The organism is Enterobacter sp. T1-1 (assembly GCF_000710795.1).
In the GTDB taxonomy this organism is placed as follows: Bacteria; Pseudomonadota; Gammaproteobacteria; order Enterobacterales; family Enterobacteriaceae; genus Enterobacter; species Enterobacter cloacae.
Map to the genome: position 1 here is coordinate 1 of NZ_JALW01000053.1, position 17,621 is coordinate 17,621.

The window sequence follows — 17,621 nt, forward strand, 5'->3', positions numbered from 1 at the left end:
CTGAGCCACCCTGGCACGTTCACGGGTCATTTTGTTACAGAGCAGCAAGGAAAGTAAAGTGAACGGAATTACCTCTACAGCCATATGTTCCCCCTCACCCCAGCCCTCTCCCTCAAGGGAGAGGGAGTCCTCCGTGCAGGCATTATTTTGTGGGGAACCCTCAGCCCACAGGGAGAGGGAATAAATACTAAAAACGGCAATCAGGGATTGCCGTTTTGCTTTTACCTTGTGCGGCCTGATGCCCTCACCCTGGCCCTCTCCCACGGGGAGAGGGAATAAACACTAAAAACGGCAATCGGAGATTGCCGTTTTGCTGTTTATTATGCGTTATACGCATTCTCGCCGTGGCTGTTGACGTCGAGACCTTCGCGCTCCTGCTCTTCCGGTACGCGCAGACCCACAGTCATGTCCGCCAGTTTGTAACCAATGAAGGCCACCACAGCAGACCACACAACGGTAATGGCGATACTTTCCAGCTGTACCAGCACCTGGTGAACCATGTCAACGCCCTCAGCGTAACCCACTCCGCCCAGCGATTTCGCGGCGAAGATACCGGTCATGATACAACCGACGATACCGCACACGCCGTGCACGCCAAAGACATCACAAGGGTCATCCACGCGCAGAAGACGTTTCAGCGCTGTCACACCCCACAGACCCGCCAGACCTGACACCAGACCGACAAGCAGCGCACCACCGACACCGACGTAACCACATGCTGGGGTGATCCCCACCAGACCGGCAATGGCACCCGAGCACGCGCCCAGCAGAGAAGGTTTACCGCGAACCGCCCACTCACCAAACACCCATGAGAGGATTGCACCCGCCGTGGCCACCACGGTATTCACGAAGGCCAGCGCAGCGATTTCGTTAGCGGCGCTCGCAGAGCCGGCGTTGAAGCCGAACCAGCCAAAATAGAGGATTGCTGTACCGGTAAAGACCATCGGCAGGTTGTGTGGTTTGAACGCTTCTTTGCCAAAGCCCACGCGTTTGCCAATCAGGTATGCACCCACCAGACCCGCTACCGCGGCGTTGATGTGAACAACAGTACCGCCTGCGAAATCCAGCGCGCCGTGCGACGCCAGCAGACCGCCACCCCAGACCATGTGTGCAATCGGCACATAGGAGAGTGTCAGCCAGACCACCACAAAGATCAGAACGGCGGAGAAGCGAATACGCTCAGCCAGCGCCCCCACAATCAGTCCCACGGTGATACAGGCGAACGATCCCTGGAACGCAACGTGGATGTACTGATAGAAACTGCCCATTACCGCGGTCAGTTCAATATTTTTCAACATGGCCCAGTTGAAGTTGCCGAAGAAGGCGTTACCTTCACCGAAGGCCAGAGAGTAGCCGTAAACCACCCACAGCACGCAAACCAGCGCGAACGTCACGGCAACCTGCGTCAGCATGGAGAGAACGTTTTTGCCACGGATCAGGCCGCCGTAAAACAGCGCGATACCCGGAATAGACATGAACAGCACCAGCGCGGTGCTGATCATCATAAAGGCGTTATCGGCTTTGTCTGCCACCGCAGGAGCAGCCATTGCCAGGCCCGGCAGCAGTGCCAGCGAACCCAGACCCGTTTTGATTGTTGCTATCTTCATTTTCTCGATCCCTATCACTGTGTGCCAGGAGTTACTTACAGTGCCGCTTCGTCAGATTCGCCGGTACGGATGCGAATGACACGCTGCAGTTCGGCAACGAAAATTTTGCCGTCGCCAATTTTGCCGGTATAGGCCGCTTTGCTGATCACATCGATGACTTCATCAAGCTGGTCATCAGCAATCGCGACATCAATTTTTACTTTTGGCAGGAAGTTAACGCTGTATTCCGCCCCGCGATAAAGCTCGGCATGACCCTTCTGACGACCGAAGCCTTTCACTTCGGTGACAGTCAGTCCCTGAATACCCATTGAAGACAACGCTTCACGCACGTCTTCGAGTTTGAATGGTTTGATTACCACCGTAACCAGCTTCATAGATCCCCTCCAGTCAGAATTCGGTAATGGCCGCAGCTAACACGCAGGAGACATTGCAAGGGGTGTGCCAGAAATGAAAACGGAAGGGAAAAGCGGCGCAATGCGCGTTAAAAGACCATTCATGATCAACAGGTGAAAAAAAACGCACCATGGCAGTGCATGGCGCGTTTCGGTTTTGCACCAACAGCGGTGACTGTTAGCACGTTGCCTGTTTTTGGTGCATCAGGCGCTAAGCGACTCTTCCTCCCGGACGCTGGCCGCCAGCTCTTCACCCGCCAGTTGCAGCTGATACATCTGCCAGTAGCGGCCTTTCGCCTCCAGGAGCGCCCGGTGCGTACCGCGTTCAACGGCCTGTCCGCGATGCAGCACCAGAATGGTATCTGCGTCGACAATCGTTGAAAGACGGTGCGCGATAACCACCAGCGTCGTGTGATCGCGCACGGCGGCCAGTGCCTGCTGGATAGCCTGTTCAGTACCGGAGTCGATGCTGGCCGTCGCTTCATCCAGAATCAGCACCTGTGGCGTTTCAATCAGCACACGCGCCAGCGCAAGAAGCTGTTTTTGCCCGACAGATAGGTTATTCCCCTGCTCACCCAGCCGGGTGTTGATCCCGTCGCTGAATCCGCGTGCCAGCTCTGCGAGCTGCACTTTTTCCAGCACGGCCCAGACCTGCTCCTCGGTATAATCACGCCCCAGGGTCACGTTGGCGTAAAAGGTATCGGCCAGCACAACCGGATCTTGCTGCACCATCGCTACGCCTTTACGCAATACGCTGTGGCTGAGCGACGCCAGCGGACGTCCATCCAGACGAATTTCGCCTTTCGTTAACGGGTAGTAGCCCATCAACAGGCTTGCAAGCGTACTCTTGCCGCTGCCGGTATGCCCCACCAGCGCCACAAAGCCGCGCGACGGCACATCAAGATTGATGTCCTGCAACACTAGCCTGTCTTCACGGTAGGCAAACGAGACATGGTCAAACGTAATCGCCCCGCTTTGCAGCGGTGCTGTATCCTGACCATAGGTCTGACGCGGTCTGTCCATCAGTTCAAAGACGCGCTCGCCAGCAACCACCGCCTGCTGCAACATGGATTGTTGAGTTGTGAGTTCAATCAGCGGCTCGTTCAGGCGTCCCAGATAGCTGATAAAAGCATACAGAACCCCCACTTCAATCGTTCCGCCCGGACTCAGGCCAAAGAGCATCAGCAGGCCGCAAAGCACCAGTGCCGAGAAGAGGCTCAGCAACGGACGCAGCAGGAAACCATCAAGGCGCAGCGTCTGCATACGCGCCATATAGTGCGAACGGCTTGCTTCGCCCATGCGTTCGCCAAAGCGAGCCTGCTGGCGGAACTGCTGGATGACGCTCATGCCGTTGATCACTTCGTTGAAGCCATCGTTAATATCGGCCAGGTAGGTCCGCACCCGACGTACAATGGGCGTGCTGTAGCGCTGATAGATCACCATCACAATCAGCACCGCCGGGAAAATCGCGATCGCCACCAGCGCCATGCGCCAGTCAAGGCTGAACATCGCCACCAGCATGGCGCCAATCAGCGCGGCACTGCGCAGCACGGTCGCCACGACCGTCACGTACAGATCGCGGATCACCTCGGTATCGTTGGTCACCCGCGAAATCACCTGCCCGACCGGCTGGATATCAAACTCGCTCAGCGGCTGGCGCAGCGCAGCATCCATAACGTCGGTACGCAGCTTCTGAACCACACCCACCGCCGCCCGGTTAAAGAGTAGCGACTGCGCATAGTGCAGGCCAGCCGCTGCCAGCTGTAGCCCTACATAGGCCACGCCTAACCCCGCCACCAGCCCCAGCGGCAAATAGCTTTTCGCAACCATATTGTCGATGAAATAACTGATGAGCAGCGGACCGCTCACTTCTGCAATCGCCGCAATCCACAGCAGCACGACGGCAAGAGCAAGGGGTTTTCGCCATGGCGAACCGTAGGCCAGCAGGCGTTTTAGCGTCGGCCACTGCGTTTTTGATTTACGCATTAGCGTCCTCCTCTTCCTGTTCCGGGGCATCGTCGAGTGCCGCTTCAAGCTGCTGATAGCGATACATATCGCGATACCAGCCCGGTTGCTCCGCAAGCTGGTCATGCTGCCCGCGCTGGGCAATGTGCCCGTGCTGCAACACCAGAATTTCACTGGCTTCCGTCAGCGCTGACAAACGGTGGGCACTGATGATCACCGTCCGTCCGTCGCTCCACTGGCGAAGGTTATGCAGGATCTGGTGTTCGGTTCGACCATCCACAGCAGAAAGCGCATCATCCAGGATCAGGATTTCAGCATTGAGCAGCAGCGCACGGGCAATGGAAATTCGCTGTTTTTGCCCGCCAGAGAGCATAACGCCACGTTCACCCACCTCCGTTTCATACCCCTGCGGCAGACGCAAAATATCGTCATGTACGCTGGCTAAGCGCGCCACATGCTCTATCTCTTCCTGCGTGGCCGATGGACAGCCAAGGGCTATGTTGTTCGCCACGGTGTCAGAAAAGAGAAACGGCGTCTGGCTGACCACGGCCAAACGGCGACGCCAGTCGTCTAGTTGCAGTGTCGTGAGAGGAAGATTGTGGAAACGAATGTCCCCCTGCGTGACATCAAAGTGACGCTGGAGCAGCGAAAGAACGGTACTTTTACCGGATCCCGTCGGGCCACAGATCCCGAGCATTTGCCCCGGTTGCAGCGTAAAGCTGACGTTTTCCAGCACCGGATGTTCCGTCTGCGGATAAACAAACGTACGGATGTCGACGTTCATCACTCCACGCCCTTCCGGTACCGGTTCGGTACCGTCGTTGACCACTGGCGCTTCAGACAACATGGCGCGAATGCGGCTATAGGCGGCACTGCCGCGCTCCACGATATTAAACATCCAGGCCAGCGCCAGCATCGGCCAAATCATCAGCCCCAGGTACATGGCAAAACTGGTTAACTGCCCCAGGGTCAAGGTGCCCTGCACCACCATCCAGCTCCCGCCACCGACGGCCAACAGGTTGGCCATGCCAATAGCGATATAGATGGTCGGATCAAAGCGCGCATCAATACGCGCAACGCGCATGTTTTTTGCGCCGGTGTCTGCGGCATCGGCCGCAAACAGGGCAGATTGACGATCCTCCAGACCAAAGGCTTTGATCATGCGGATGCTGGTCATACTCTCCTGCGTGCGATCGTTTAGCGACGAAAACGCCGCCTGCGCCAGCTTGAAACGCTCGTGCAGTTGTTCGCCATAACGGTTGATCGCCAGCGCCATCAGCGGCATCGGCAGCAATGCCAGCAGGGTAAGTTGCCAGCTGATCTGAGTGGACATCACAATCAGAACCGCGCAGCCCATCACCAGCGAATCCACCAGCGTTAACACCCCTTCCCCGGCGGCGAACACCACGCGATCGACGTCGTTGGTGGCGCGGGCGATGAGATCCCCGGTGCGATGGCGCAGGTAAAACTCGGGGTGCTGGCGACTCAGCTGACGGTAAAAATCCTCGCGCAGCTCAACGGCCAGCTGATAGGACGCGCCAAACAGCAGCACGCGCCAGACGTAACGCAGCAAATAGACGATGATGGCCGTCAGCACCAGCGTGCCAACCCACATCAACACCCGTGCGGTGGTGTAATGCTGTTCCGTAACGCCATCCACGACGTAGCCCACCACCTTCGGCGGGATCAGCTGCAAAATGGCAATGATGATAAGCAGGAGAACTGCGCCGAGGTAGCGCTGCCACTCCCGACGAAAGTACCAGCTTAGTTGGGCAAATAATCGCACGCGGTTTGTTCCTGAAGGTATTTTATGCAGTTATTCAATGGGTAACGCTGTGGTGTATTTTATCTGTTCCATGGCGAAGCTTGAGGTGACGTCCGACAAGCCCGGTACGCTATTCACCAGCCGCTTGTAGAAATCATCATAGCGCTTCATGTCTGCCACCTGGACACGCATCAGATAATCGTACTCCCCGGCCATACGCCAGAAGCCGAGAACCTCCGGCATGTCAGAGACCTGGTTTACGAAGCGGCAATACCATTCGCTGCTGTGGTGCTGCGTTTTTATCAGGACAAAGGCCGTCAGGCCCAGCCCCAGTTTTTCGGGATCTAATAACGCGACACGCCCCAGCAGAATGCCGTCATCTTCCAGCTTCTTGAGGCGCTTCCAGCACGGTGTGGTGGTCAGATTAACGGCATCTGCCAGCGCCTGCAAAGAGAGGGTGCAGTCACTTTGCAGCAATGAAAGCAGCTTGCGGTCAATTTTATCTAGCATACCCACCTCACAGAGAAAATTTTTCTCCCTTCATTCTATTTTAAAGGCCAGATAGCAACAATTTTTTCTGTGCTTTTCGCTATGCTGGGCACAAAATGACAAACGGATAATTACGATGAATAGCAACTGGGTTAAACATGCCATCAGCGAAATCAATGCCGACTACCAGCGCTCGGCCGACACCCATTTAATCCGCCTCGCCCTGCCGGGGTTTGCGGGGATTCAGCTGTATCTGAAAGATGAAAGCACCCATCCTACGGGCAGCCTGAAGCATCGTCTGGCGCGTTCGCTGTTCCTGTATGGCTTGTGTAACGGCTGGATTAAAGAAGGCACGACAATTATTGAATCGTCATCCGGTTCGACCGCCGTCTCCGAAGCCTATTTCGCCCGTTTACTGGGCCTGCCGTTTATCGCTGTCATGCCCTCATGCACCGCGAAACGCAAAATCGAACAGATCGAATTTTATGGCGGACGCTGCCACTTTGTAGAAAGCGCCTGCGAAATTTACGCCGCCTCGGAAATGCTGGCCCGTGAGCTGAACGGCCACTATATGGATCAGTTCACCTTCGCCGAGCGTGCAACCGACTGGCGTGGCAATAACAATATAGCGGACAGTATTTTCCGCCAGATGACTCATGAGCCTCATCCGGTTCCGTCATATATCGTCATGAGCGCCGGTACGGGCGGAACCTCGGCCACCATTGGCCGCTATATCCGTTGTCAGGGCTACGATACGCAACTGATGGTGGTTGATCCGCAAAACTCGGTCTTCCTCGACTACTGGCAAAGCCGCAATGCCGACCTGCGCAGTCCGGTGGGCAGTAAAATTGAAGGGATTGGCCGCCCGCGCGTTGAGCCGTCGTTCATTCCTGATGTGGTGGATGAAATGCTCCGCGTACCGGATGCCGCCAGCGTCGCGACGGCCCACTGGCTGGAGACGCAGCTGGGCCGCAAGGTGGGTGCCTCTACCGGTACCAATATGTGGGGTGCGCTGCAGCTGGCAGCACGCATGCGTGAAGAGGGGCGCACGGGCTCTATCGTCACGCTGCTGTGCGACAGCGGGGAGCGCTACCTGGAAACCTATTACAACGCGGAGTGGGTGCAGGCAAACATCGGCGATATTGCGCCGTGGAAAGCGCAAATTGCACAGCTGGTGAAATAAAAAAAAGCCAGACCGAAGTCTGGCTTGCTGGAAGGGTCTCACTATTCGGGGGAATATGGGAGTGTGTTGTTGTCCAGCCAATGTGTTAAAAAATGGGACACCGCTTCATTACGGCAGTGTCCGATAACCGGCAGATGAGGAAGCGCAGAGATCAGCTGCGGCATAGCATTCCCCATAATCAAACCGCGCCCGACGCTGCCCAGCATCTCGCGGTCGTTCATGGCGTCACCAAACGCCATACACTCCTGCAGCGTCAAGCCCAGGTGGTCGCTCAGGACCGCCAGGGCAGAACCTTTGTTACACCCCACCGGCAACACTTCCAGACAATCCACCGCCGAAAAGGTCAGATGGGCCCGGTCGCCTAACGCCTCATTCAACTGAATACGTAAGCGGCAGAGATCGTCGTGATCGCCACAAAAACAGATCTTGGTCACCGCGTGGGCAGATATGCGGCGCAGATCCATCAGCTGATAGCGAAAACCGCTGTAGACATGCGCATGGAGAAGTTGAGGGATTTCACGCCCGGTAAACCAGCCGTTATCGTTAAAGACATGAACGCTGGCCTGGGTATCCCAGGTACTGTGCAGCACGATATCCGCCACTTCCGGGTTGAGATCCTGACGATGCAGCACCTCCCCTTCGACCGAATGAATTCGTGTTCCGTTGCCGGTAATCAGAAATGCATCCAGGGAAAATGCGCCCAGGAGATGGCGCATCTCCAACACATGACGGCCAGTGGCAAACGTCAGGGTTACATCACGCTCACGCAGGCGCTTAAGGGTGTTCAGGGTTTTCTCCCCTAAACGGTGATCCGGCATTAACAACGTGCCGTCCATATCAAATGCAGCGAGCCGAGCCATCATAACTCCCGAAATGTGATGCGATTAACTTGTGCATCAGTATTGCGTGAGATATACGGAAGTAATAGTGAATAGATGAGAATTATTGTTCCGGGTTTATCATGCGCCAGCTCAACCGCCTCAAACAGTATCAACGCCTGTGGCAACCCTCCGAAGGGGCACCGCAGCAGGTCACCATTGCGGAGCTCGCCAGCCGCTGTTTTTGCAGCGAGCGGCATGTTCGCACCCTGCTGCGTCAGGCGCAGGAGGCTGGCTGGCTGAACTGGCATGCACAGTCTGGTCGCGGCAAGCGCGGCGAGCTCAGGTTTTATGTCAGCCCGGAATCACTGCGCAATACGATGATGGAAGAAGCGCTGAAGCATGGGCAGCAGCATAACGCCCTGGAGCTGGCGCAGCTTGCGCCGGAAGAGTTGCGGGAGTTGCTGCATCCCTTTTTGGGCGGACAGTGGCAAAACGATACGCCAACGCTACGCATTCCCTATTACCGCTCGCTGGATGCGCTGCAGCCTGGCTTTTTACCCGGCCGGGCGGAGCAGCACCTGGCAGGCCAGATTTTCTCCGGGCTGACGCGCTTTAACGGCAACAGCAGCGAACCAACGGGCGATCTTGCCCATCACTGGGAAGTCACGGATGGCGGCCTGCGCTGGCATTTTTATATCCGCTCGACCCTGCACTGGCATAACGGCGACAAAATTGAGACAGCGCAGTTGCAGCGGAGCCTGAAGGCCCTGCTTATGCTGCCAGCCCTGCGCAAACTGTTCCAGAGCGTATTAGACATCGAGGTCACTCACCCGCAGTGCCTGACGTTTACCCTGCATCAACCGGACTACTGGTTGCCCCATCGTCTGGCGACCTACTGTAGCCGTCTGGCCCACCCTGACCAGCCCATGACGGGCAGCGGCCCTTTCAGGCTGAGCGTATTTGATTCCGAGCTGGTGCGTCTGGAAAGCCACGAGCAGTACCATCTTAGCCACCCGCTGATCAAGGCGATTGAATACTGGATCACGCCGACGCTATTTGATTACGGACTGGGGACCAGTTGTCGTCATCCGGTCCAGATTGCCATTGGCGAGCCTGATGAACTGGAGAGCCTGCGGCTGGTAAGTAACAGCACCAGCCTGGGCTTCTGTTATCTCACCCTGAAACAGAGCGACCGGATGAGTGAACTGCAGGCTCGACGGCTAATCAATATCATCCATCTCTCAACGCTGCTGCATACGCTCCCGCTGAACGAAGGGTTGATTACACCAACAGAAGAGCTGCTTCCAGGCCTGCCTATTCCCCGGTGGCCGGATTTAACGCACGTTCCTTTACCGGCAGCGTTAACCCTCGTTTACCATTTGCCCGTTGAGTTACACACCATGGCAAACCAGCTAAAACAGTACCTTGCGCAGCAGGGCTGCGAACTGACCGTTATCTTTCACGATGCGAAGACGTGGGACGGATGTCCGCAGCTTGCCGATGCGGACATGATGATGGGAGACAGGCTGATTGGCGAAGCGCCGGAGTACACGCTTGAACAGTGGCTTCGGTGCGATACCCTCTGGCCGCATCTGCTAAGCGCGCCGCAAGTTGCGCATCTGCAGGCCACGCTGGATGCCGTACAGACTCAGGCCGATGAGCAGGCAAGACACGCTGGCCTGAGGGCCATCTTTACCCGGCTGATGGATAATGCGGTGCTGACGCCGCTGTTTAACTACCAGTATCAAATCAGCGCACCACCGGGGGTAAACGGAATACGACTGAATACCCGTGGCTGGTTTGATTTCACTGAAGCCTGGCTTCCAGCCCCCCGGTCGTGAAGAAGCTGGTCGTCGCCGAAGTCAGACGGTAACATAATGTTTTTACCGTAACTGTCGAGATGATTTATGAAACGTGCCGTCGTCGTGTTCAGCGGAGGACAAGATTCCACTACCTGCCTGGTTCAGGCGCTTCACCAGTACGATGAAGTGCATTGTGTCACTTTCGATTATGGCCAGCGCCATCGCGCTGAAATCGACGTTGCCCGCGAACTGGCGCTGAAACTGGGCGCACGCGCGCATAAGGTGCTGGACGTCACGCTGTTAAACGAACTGGCCGTCAGCAGCCTCACTCGCGACAGTATTCCTGTTCCTGATTACAAACCTGACGCCAGCGGTATTCCCAATACCTTTGTGCCGGGCCGTAATATTCTTTTTCTGACCCTGACGGCCATCTACGCCTACCAGGTGCAAGCCGAAGCGGTGATCACCGGCGTTTGCGAAACCGACTTCTCCGGTTACCCGGACTGCCGCGACGAGTTTGTAAAAGCGCTTAATCATGCGGTAAATCTGGGGATGGCCAAGGAGACGCGCTTTGAAACGCCGCTAATGTGGCTTGATAAAGCGGAAACCTGGGCACTGGCGGACTACTGGGGCAAGCTGGATCTGGTTCGCAGCGAAACCCTGACCTGCTACAACGGCATCAAGGGCGACGGATGCGGCCAGTGCGCCGCCTGTAACCTGCGTGCCAATGGCTTAAATCACTACCTGGCAGATAAAGCCGGTGTGATGGCCGCGATGCAGAAAAAATCCGAGCTGAAATAGGGTTATTTGACCGTGCTGTCGAACAGTTTTACACCGGCAGCACGCGTGACTTTCATTAGCGTCGTCAGTGTTGGATTGCCATTATCAGACAAGGTTCGGTATAGCTGCTGGCGGGAAAGACCTGCTTTGGCAGCAATTTCACCTATGCCGCCGCGGGATTCGATGACCTGGCGGAGTGCAATGAGATAAGCAGGGATCCCCTGATCCTCATAAATTTCTTCCAGTGCTATTTGCAGGTAAAGTTGAGCGTAGGAAGGGTTTTCACGAAGCATTTTTACAACCGCATCGTGATGGTTAACAGAACTTGAATAGTGTCGTTTAGAAGTGCTCATCTGTTTTTCCTTTAGATAGATGATCTTTCAAGAAATCTACCGCCTGTTTAACATCTTGTTTTTGACTCTTCTTGTCACCACCGATGAGTAACAACAAGACCCTCTGATGCTCTACGGCAAAATAGATCCTGTAACCGGGACCACTATCAATTCGCATCTCCCAAACACCTTCTCTAAGGTATTTGTAATCACCAAAATTATGCTTTATTGCACGGTTAATACGCATAAGGATCCGTAAAACAGTCTCCGGATCCTTTCTACGCATCCTGGTTATCCACTCCTCAAACGGCACTTTGCCGTCACGGGTCCGATAACGCTCAACAACATAGTCCCTGTCCATTATTCTATCCCTGGAAAAACACTTTGTCTTTTATAAAAGACAAAAAATCACACGATCATCAACTCCAGCTTTTCCCGCAACTCCCCTTCCAGCGGCAGTGCTTTCTGCGTTTTCAGATCGATACAAACGAAGGTGATCAGCGCATCGGCTACCACCTGCCCTTCCGGATCCAGTGTCACGACCTGACTGAGCACGCCGCTCTTCCCGTTTAGCTGTTGCACCTGGCTGGTCACTGTAAGCACATCCCCCAGCACGGCCGGGCGACGGTAGTTGATATTGATGTTGACGACCACGAACGCAATGTTGTGCGCGGTCAGCCATTGGAAGCTTTCGCTGTTTTCCAGCCCGTCCCAGCGCGCCTCTTCCAGAAATTCGAGATAGCGGGCATTATTCACGTGCTGGTAAACATCAAGATGAAAACCGCGTACTTTGATTTTTGTCTGCATAGCGCAATAGCCTTTACTGTTGTTATAGGATAAGAGGTCAAGACTGGTATGACCTCTTTATCCTGGCAAACTTTTGCTGCTGTGCAAGTAAAACTGAGATTACAACGTCAGGTGTGAGAGGTTGCGCTCAACCAGTGAATTGCCCATCCCCGGAACCTGCCTGAGGTCGTCAACCGTTTTAAACGGGCCGTACTCTTCACGGTAGCTGACGATAGCCTGCGCTTTTTTAAGCCCTACGCCGTTCATCACGCGGGCGAGATCTTCAGCCGAGGCCGTATTGATGCTGACGCGTGTACCGTCGTCCTCTGTGCTTTTGCCAGGTTCAGCGGCTTTAGTTTGGGCAGATGCCTGTGCAGCGGGGTCAGTTTTGCTTTGTACAGACTGCGTTTTGGCTGCGGGGGACGCCGCCAGTGCGCCTGCGCTCATTCCGGTAGTGGCAATAGCCAGTGTGATTAGCAGTGCTTTGATTCCACATTTCATGCTGTTATCTCCTTGTTTGTTGACAGCCATGTCACCATAGCCGTCAGCCAAAAGAGGCTCAAACATGCATTTGCAGAAATGGAAAAGGCCGCGAAAGCGGCCTTCAGGGTTTGCAGAGCGTTACGAAAATCTGCGAGCAGATACGTAATTATTGCTGCTGAATGATGGCATCGCCCAGCTTGATTTTGGCTTCTTTACGCAGGTTGCTCATCATCGCTTCGAAAGCAATCTGGGCATTGTTCTGGGTGATACCCTGAACCATTGCTTTCTTTTGCGCTTCTGGCATGGTGCCGGCTTTCACTTCATCCAGCGCCAGCAGAACGACGTTCCCCTGCATGTCGGTTGTTGTCCCGAAGCTCGGTTTGTCTTTCGCTGGCAGGCTCAGACCAAACACAGCCTGGCTGATTGGGTCCTGACCGGTACGGCTCAGCGTTTTCGCGTCACCGAAGCTCAGACCCGCCGCTTTCAGGGCGTCTTCTTTACCGGCTTTCAGGTCAGCCAGGATCTTCTCAGCATCCAGTTTTGCCTGCTGTTCCGCTTTGCTATGTTTAACCTGCGCCACAACCTGATCTTTCACTTCCGCCAGCGGTTTTACCGCTTCAGGCTTGTGCTCGCTTACGCGCAGAACAAACGCACGGTCACCGTCAACGGTAATGATATCGGAGTTGCTGCCCGGCGTACCGTTCTCGCCCACCAGACCACCGTTGAAGATGGCATCCGAAACCGGTTTGAAGTTCAGCTCTTCCGGCAGGTTGTCACGGCCAAACCAGCCGGTCTCCACCGCTTTCACGCCAGCAGCCTGCTCTGCACCGGCCAGAGATTCGTTGTCGTTGCTCGCCGCATCGCTCACTTTCTGCTGCAGGGCATAGTACGCATCAAGCGCTTTTTCCTGCTTCACTTTGGCGGCGATATCATCACGCACCTCAGCCAGAGGTTTGGTTTTAGCGGCTTCGATATCATCCAGACGCGCAACCAGGAAACCAACGGACGATTTAATCACACCCGACAGCTGACCCTTGTCTTTCAGACCGGCATTTTTCAGCTCATCCGGCGTAGTCGCCGCTTCCAGCCAGCCCATATCGCCGCCATTTTTGGCAGAGATGATGTCGGTGGATTTTGCTTTCGCGACGGTGGCGAAATCTGCGCCTTTGTTCAGCTCATCCAGCACCGCTTTGGCATCGGCTTCGGTTTTGGTCTGAATCACGCTGTAGCGGTTACGCTGGGGCTGAGTGAACTGATCCTGATGCTGATCGTAGTAAGACTGGATTTCTGCATCAGTCGCGGTTTCCTGCAACGCAGCAGCATCCAGCTTGATATAGCTCACGCGGAACTGCTCAGGTGCAACAAAGCTGTTTTTATTCTGCTCGTACCAGGCATTAACCTCTGCGTCGCTCACCTGCTGCTTCGCCGCGAGCGCATTCACATCAATGGTCGCCTGACGCACAACACGCTGCTGTGCCACCAGGGCTGCCAGTTCGTCAGTTTCACCTTTGAGCATGAAATCAGTACCAACCACCGCATTGATGAGCTGTTGCGTCGTCAGCTGGTTACGCAGCGCCTGCGCGTATTGATCGGCCGTCATGCCCATCTGATTCACAATGCTGTTATAGCGAGCGTTGTCGAACTTGCCGTTAGACTGGAAAGCCTGAGTCGAGAAGATGGCTTTTTTAACCTGCTCATCGCTGATACCCAGACCCAGTTTTTTGGCATATTGATCGAGGAGCGCTTCGTCAATCAGGCGGTTCAGCGTCTGCTGGCGCAGGGTTTTCATGTATCCTTCGTTCGCAGCCAGCTCAGAGAATTGGTCGCCCAGCTGTTGCTGCATACGGTTACGTTCACCGGCAAACGCGTTCTCGAACTGACCGCGGCTGATTTCCTGGCCGTTCACTTTTGCGGCATAGTTTGCGCCACCGCCGATAAGGTAACTGCTCACGCCGGTCAATATGAACGACACGATAATGATACCGAAAATAATCTTGAGCACGAGACTGTTAGCAGCCGTGCGTAAGCTGTCCATCATGGTGTAACAACACTCCGCTGTAGGTGACTGGTTACCTGACGCTAACGGAAAATCCTGACCGTCGCGCGTAAAGGCGTATTGTGACAAGAAAACGGGGCGATTGTCAGCCCACAACTCGCATAAACTCGCACAAATCAGGTCTGGACAAATAAAAAAGGCACATCAAATGATGCGCCCTTGTACTTTTCGGCTTCCCTGAAACGGGAAAGCAATCAGTTTACTGCGTCTTTCAGCGCTTTACCTGCACGGAAACCCGGCACTTTAGCGGCAGCAATGGTGATCTCTTTACCGGTCTGAGGGTTGCGGCCAGTACGGGCAGCACGCTCTTTAACAGCAAAAGTACCGAAGCCTACCAGTGCAACGTCGTCCCCAGCCTGCAGAGATTCAGTAACAGAAGCAATTAATGCATCTAACGCACGTCCAGCTGCAGCTTTAGAAATATCAGCACCAGCAGCAATTTTGTCAATCAGTTGAGATTTATTCACTGTTCTCTTCCTCTCTTTATAATTTATATCGCGCCTGAATCCTTCACAACGCGACCGCGCAGCAGTTATATCAGGCCTGCCATGACCTTACAACACCCGTTGTTGATGGCTGACCTAATCAGCAATCTAAATTAGCTATACAAAAAAAGGCTGGCAAGTGCGAAATGACTTACCAGCCTTGTTTTTATTGACGCTCTTTGCGCGAGGTCACTATTTTGCGGTCACAACCTGCATTCCGTAGGGTTCATTCTGCAATGCGAGAGTAAGAACCTCCTCAATTCGCTTAACAGGATGGATCTGCAGATCGGCAATCACGTTGTCCGGAATCTCTTCCAGATCGCGTTTATTTTCGTAAGGAATCAATACGGTTTTGATCCCACCACGATGTGCCGCCAGCAGTTTTTCTTTTAACCCACCAATTGGCAGAACCTGACCACGCAGGGTAATTTCACCGGTCATTGCGACATCAGCACGCACCGGGTTCCCTGTGAGACAGGAGACCAGCGCGGTACACATCGCGATACCGGCGCTTGGGCCATCTTTCGGCGTTGCCCCTTCCGGGACGTGAACGTGGATGTCACGTTTTTCGTAGAAATCCGGGTTGATCCCCAGTTTCTCCGCACGTGCGCGAACCACAGTCAAGGCCGCCTGGATGGACTCCTGCATGACTTCACCCAAAGAACCGGTGTAGGTCAGCTTACCTTTACCTGGCACACAGGCGGTTTCGATGGTCAGCAGATCGCCGCCCACTTCCGTCCATGCCAGACCGGTGACCTGACCCACGCGGTTTTCGTTGTCCGCACGGCCATAGTCGAAACGCTGAACGCCCAGATAGGCATGCAGATTGTCGCCGTTAATGGTGATGTGCTTCAGGCTCTTATCCAGCAGCAGCTGTTTCACCGCTTTACGGCACAGTTTCGAGATTTCACGCTCAAGGCTACGCACGCCCGCTTCGCGAGTGTAGTAGCGAATGATGCCGATAATCGCGCTGTCCTCGACGGTCAGTTCGTTGGCTTTCAGTGCGTTACGCTCAATCTGTTTCGGCAGCAGATGCTGCTTCGCAATATTCAGCTTCTCGTCTTCGGTATAACCAGACAGACGGATCACTTCCATACGATCCAGCAGCGGAGCCGGAATGTTCATGGAGTTGGAGGTCGCCACGAACATCACATCGCTCAGATCGTAGTCCACTTCCAGGTAGTGATCGCTGAACGCCACGTTCTGTTCTGGATCAAGCACTTCCAGCAGAGCCGAGGCCGGATCGCCACGCATATCCGACGACATTTTGTCGATCTCATCGAGCAGGAACAGTGGGTTTTTAACCCCTACTTTCGCCATCTTCTGGATCAATTTACCCGGCATAGAACCGATGTAGGTACGACGGTGGCCGCGGATTTCCGCTTCGTCGCGTACGCCACCCAGCGCCATACGGATATATTTACGTCCGGTCGCTTTCGCAATGGACTGGCCCAGAGAGGTTTTACCTACCCCTGGCGGTCCAACCAGACAGAGGATTGGGCCTTTCAGTTTGTTTACACGGCTTTGTACCGCAAGGTACTCAAGGATGCGGTCTTTAACACGCTCCAGGCCGTAGTGGTCGGTATCCAGGATCTCCTGCGCCTGACGCAGGTCTTTTTTGACCTTGCTGCGGGCATTCCACGGCACCTGAACCATCCACTCGATGTAGCCACGCACCACCGTCGCTTCAGCCGACATCGGAGACATCATTTTCAGCTTCTGCAGTTCAGCTTCCGCTTTCTCTTTGGCCTCTTTCGGCATTTTTGCCGCGTCGATCTTACGCTTCAGCGCTTCGTTTTCGTCCGGCGCGTCGTCCATCTCGCCGAGTTCTTTCTGAATGGCTTTCATTTGCTCATTCAGATAGTACTCACGCTGCGATTTTTCCATCTGCTTTTTAACGCGGTTGCGAATACGCTTCTCAACCTGCAGCAGATCGATTTCAGACTCCATCATCGCCATCAGATATTCCAGACGTTCGTTAACGTCGGACATCTCCAGCACGGACTGTTTGTCCGCCAGCTTCAGCGGCATATGCGCTGCGATGGTGTCCGCCAGACGTGCGGGATCGTCGATGCTGTTCAGCGACGTCAGCACTTCTGGTGGGATTTTCTTGTTCAGCTTGATATAGCCTTCAAACTGGCTAATCGCGGTGCGCACCAGCACTTCCTGCTCGCGCTCATCAAGCTGAGGCGAATCAAGGTACTCTGCCTTGGCAGAGAAATGTTCGCCATTGTCAGACAGGGTGGTAATACGCGCACGCTGCAGGCCTTCTACCAGCACCTTAACGGTGCCGTCAGGCAGCTTCAGCATCTGCAAAATAGAGGCCACGGTCCCGACGGTGAAAAGATCGTTTACACCCGGCTCATCCGTCGAAGCTTCCTTCTGCGCAACCAACATGATTTTTTTATCATGATCCATGGCGGCTTCGAGGCAACGGATAGATTTTTCCCGCCCTACAAATAAGGGTATGACCATGTGCGGATAAACCACCACATCGCGCAACGGCAATACGGGGATTTCAATGCGTTCAGAACGCTCAGGATTCATAGAGCTCTCTCTTAGTTTAGTGTCCGCCAGGTAAACTGGTCATGTAACTGTGCTTCACACAACCATTAACATGTAATCCAGTATATGGGGATGTTTCCCACACATTCAACGCCATGAATACGGAAAAA

General features: G+C 54.7%; 16 protein-coding genes. 3 read left to right on the forward strand and 13 right to left on the reverse strand.

Translation table 11 applies throughout. The annotated features are described in order from the left end of the window. Window positions 1–320 precede the first annotated feature (320 nt). The 5 genes from amtB to AK59_RS0117730 all read right to left on the reverse strand — a co-directional run bounded on the left by amtB (window position 321) and on the right by AK59_RS0117730 (window position 6,239). The gene (gene amtB, locus AK59_RS0117710; protein ID WP_013095872.1) at window positions 321–1,607 is read right to left on the reverse strand and encodes an ammonium transporter AmtB; all 1,287 of its coding nucleotides are present in this window, start codon (window positions 1,605–1,607) and stop codon (window positions 321–323) included. Between the two features lie 35 nt (window positions 1,608–1,642). Next, window positions 1,643–1,981: a P-II family nitrogen regulator gene (glnK, locus tag AK59_RS0117715; protein ID WP_008503304.1), complete on the reverse strand. Its 339-nt coding sequence runs from the start codon at window positions 1,979–1,981 to the stop codon at window positions 1,643–1,645. A 222-nt stretch (window positions 1,982–2,203) separates the two neighbouring features. Then, window positions 2,204–3,985, reverse strand: coding sequence for a SmdB family multidrug efflux ABC transporter permease/ATP-binding protein (locus tag AK59_RS0117720; protein ID WP_029883396.1), 1,782 nt, complete (start codon window positions 3,983–3,985; stop codon window positions 2,204–2,206). Further along, entirely contained in the window at window positions 3,978–5,750 is a 1,773-nt protein-coding gene (locus AK59_RS0117725; protein WP_029883397.1) for a SmdA family multidrug ABC transporter permease/ATP-binding protein, read from the reverse strand. Before AK59_RS0117725 ends, AK59_RS0117720 begins: the two co-directional genes overlap by 8 nt. A 30-nt stretch (window positions 5,751–5,780) precedes the next feature. Further along, entirely contained in the window at window positions 5,781–6,239 is a 459-nt protein-coding gene (locus tag AK59_RS0117730) for an Lrp/AsnC family transcriptional regulator (RefSeq protein WP_020686133.1), read from the reverse strand. 115 nt (window positions 6,240–6,354) lie between these two features. Between AK59_RS0117730 and AK59_RS0117735 the strand changes: the two genes are divergently transcribed. Continuing rightward, window positions 6,355–7,401 carry a PLP-dependent cysteine synthase family protein gene (locus AK59_RS0117735; RefSeq protein WP_029883398.1) on the forward strand — a complete coding sequence of 349 codons (1,047 nt, stop codon included), beginning with the start codon at window positions 6,355–6,357 and terminating at the stop codon, window positions 7,399–7,401. Window positions 7,402–7,442: 41 nt separating this feature from the next. Here the strand turns inward: AK59_RS0117735 and cof are convergent, their stop codons facing one another. Continuing rightward, the gene (gene cof, locus AK59_RS0117740) at window positions 7,443–8,261 is read right to left on the reverse strand and encodes an HMP-PP phosphatase (protein ID WP_029883399.1); all 819 of its coding nucleotides are present in this window, start codon (window positions 8,259–8,261) and stop codon (window positions 7,443–7,445) included. 101 nt (window positions 8,262–8,362) lie between these two features. Between cof and AK59_RS0117745 the strand changes: the two genes are divergently transcribed. Next, window positions 8,363–10,063: an SgrR family transcriptional regulator gene (locus AK59_RS0117745; protein WP_029883400.1), complete on the forward strand. Its 1,701-nt coding sequence runs from the start codon at window positions 8,363–8,365 to the stop codon at window positions 10,061–10,063. A 66-nt stretch (window positions 10,064–10,129) separates the two neighbouring features. After that, window positions 10,130–10,825 (forward strand): 7-cyano-7-deazaguanine synthase QueC, encoded by a 696-nt coding sequence (gene queC / locus AK59_RS0117750; RefSeq protein ID WP_029883401.1) that lies wholly within the window; start codon window positions 10,130–10,132, stop codon window positions 10,823–10,825. Window positions 10,826–10,827: 2 nt separating this feature from the next. Here the strand turns inward: queC and AK59_RS0117755 are convergent, their stop codons facing one another. The 7 genes from AK59_RS0117755 to lon form a co-directional block, all read right to left on the reverse strand. Further along, window positions 10,828–11,157 (reverse strand): addiction module antidote protein, encoded by a 330-nt coding sequence (locus AK59_RS0117755; protein WP_013095863.1) that lies wholly within the window; start codon window positions 11,155–11,157, stop codon window positions 10,828–10,830. Further along, window positions 11,144–11,497, reverse strand: a complete 354-nt coding sequence (locus AK59_RS0117760; protein ID WP_020686128.1) for a type II toxin-antitoxin system RelE/ParE family toxin — start codon at window positions 11,495–11,497, stop codon at window positions 11,144–11,146. The genes AK59_RS0117755 and AK59_RS0117760 overlap by 14 nt, the downstream gene beginning before the upstream one ends. A gap of 47 nt (window positions 11,498–11,544) precedes the next feature. Continuing rightward, a complete protein-coding gene (locus tag AK59_RS0117765) occupies window positions 11,545–11,943 on the reverse strand; it encodes a YbgC/FadM family acyl-CoA thioesterase (protein ID WP_014830880.1) in 399 nt (132 codons plus the stop codon). Between the two features lie 99 nt (window positions 11,944–12,042). Then, window positions 12,043–12,423 carry a helix-hairpin-helix domain-containing protein gene (locus tag AK59_RS0117770; RefSeq protein WP_029883402.1) on the reverse strand — a complete coding sequence of 127 codons (381 nt, stop codon included), beginning with the start codon at window positions 12,421–12,423 and terminating at the stop codon, window positions 12,043–12,045. A 148-nt stretch (window positions 12,424–12,571) separates the two neighbouring features. Further along, window positions 12,572–14,443, reverse strand: a complete 1,872-nt coding sequence (gene ppiD / locus AK59_RS0117775) for a peptidylprolyl isomerase (protein WP_029883403.1) — start codon at window positions 14,441–14,443, stop codon at window positions 12,572–12,574. Between the two features lie 212 nt (window positions 14,444–14,655). Beyond that, window positions 14,656–14,928 (reverse strand): nucleoid-associated protein HU-beta, encoded by a 273-nt coding sequence (gene hupB / locus AK59_RS0117780; RefSeq protein ID WP_002444653.1) that lies wholly within the window; start codon window positions 14,926–14,928, stop codon window positions 14,656–14,658. Between the two features lie 210 nt (window positions 14,929–15,138). Beyond that, the gene (gene lon, locus AK59_RS0117785) at window positions 15,139–17,493 is read right to left on the reverse strand and encodes an endopeptidase La (RefSeq protein ID WP_029883404.1); all 2,355 of its coding nucleotides are present in this window, start codon (window positions 17,491–17,493) and stop codon (window positions 15,139–15,141) included. Between the last annotated feature and the right edge of the window lie 128 nt (window positions 17,494–17,621).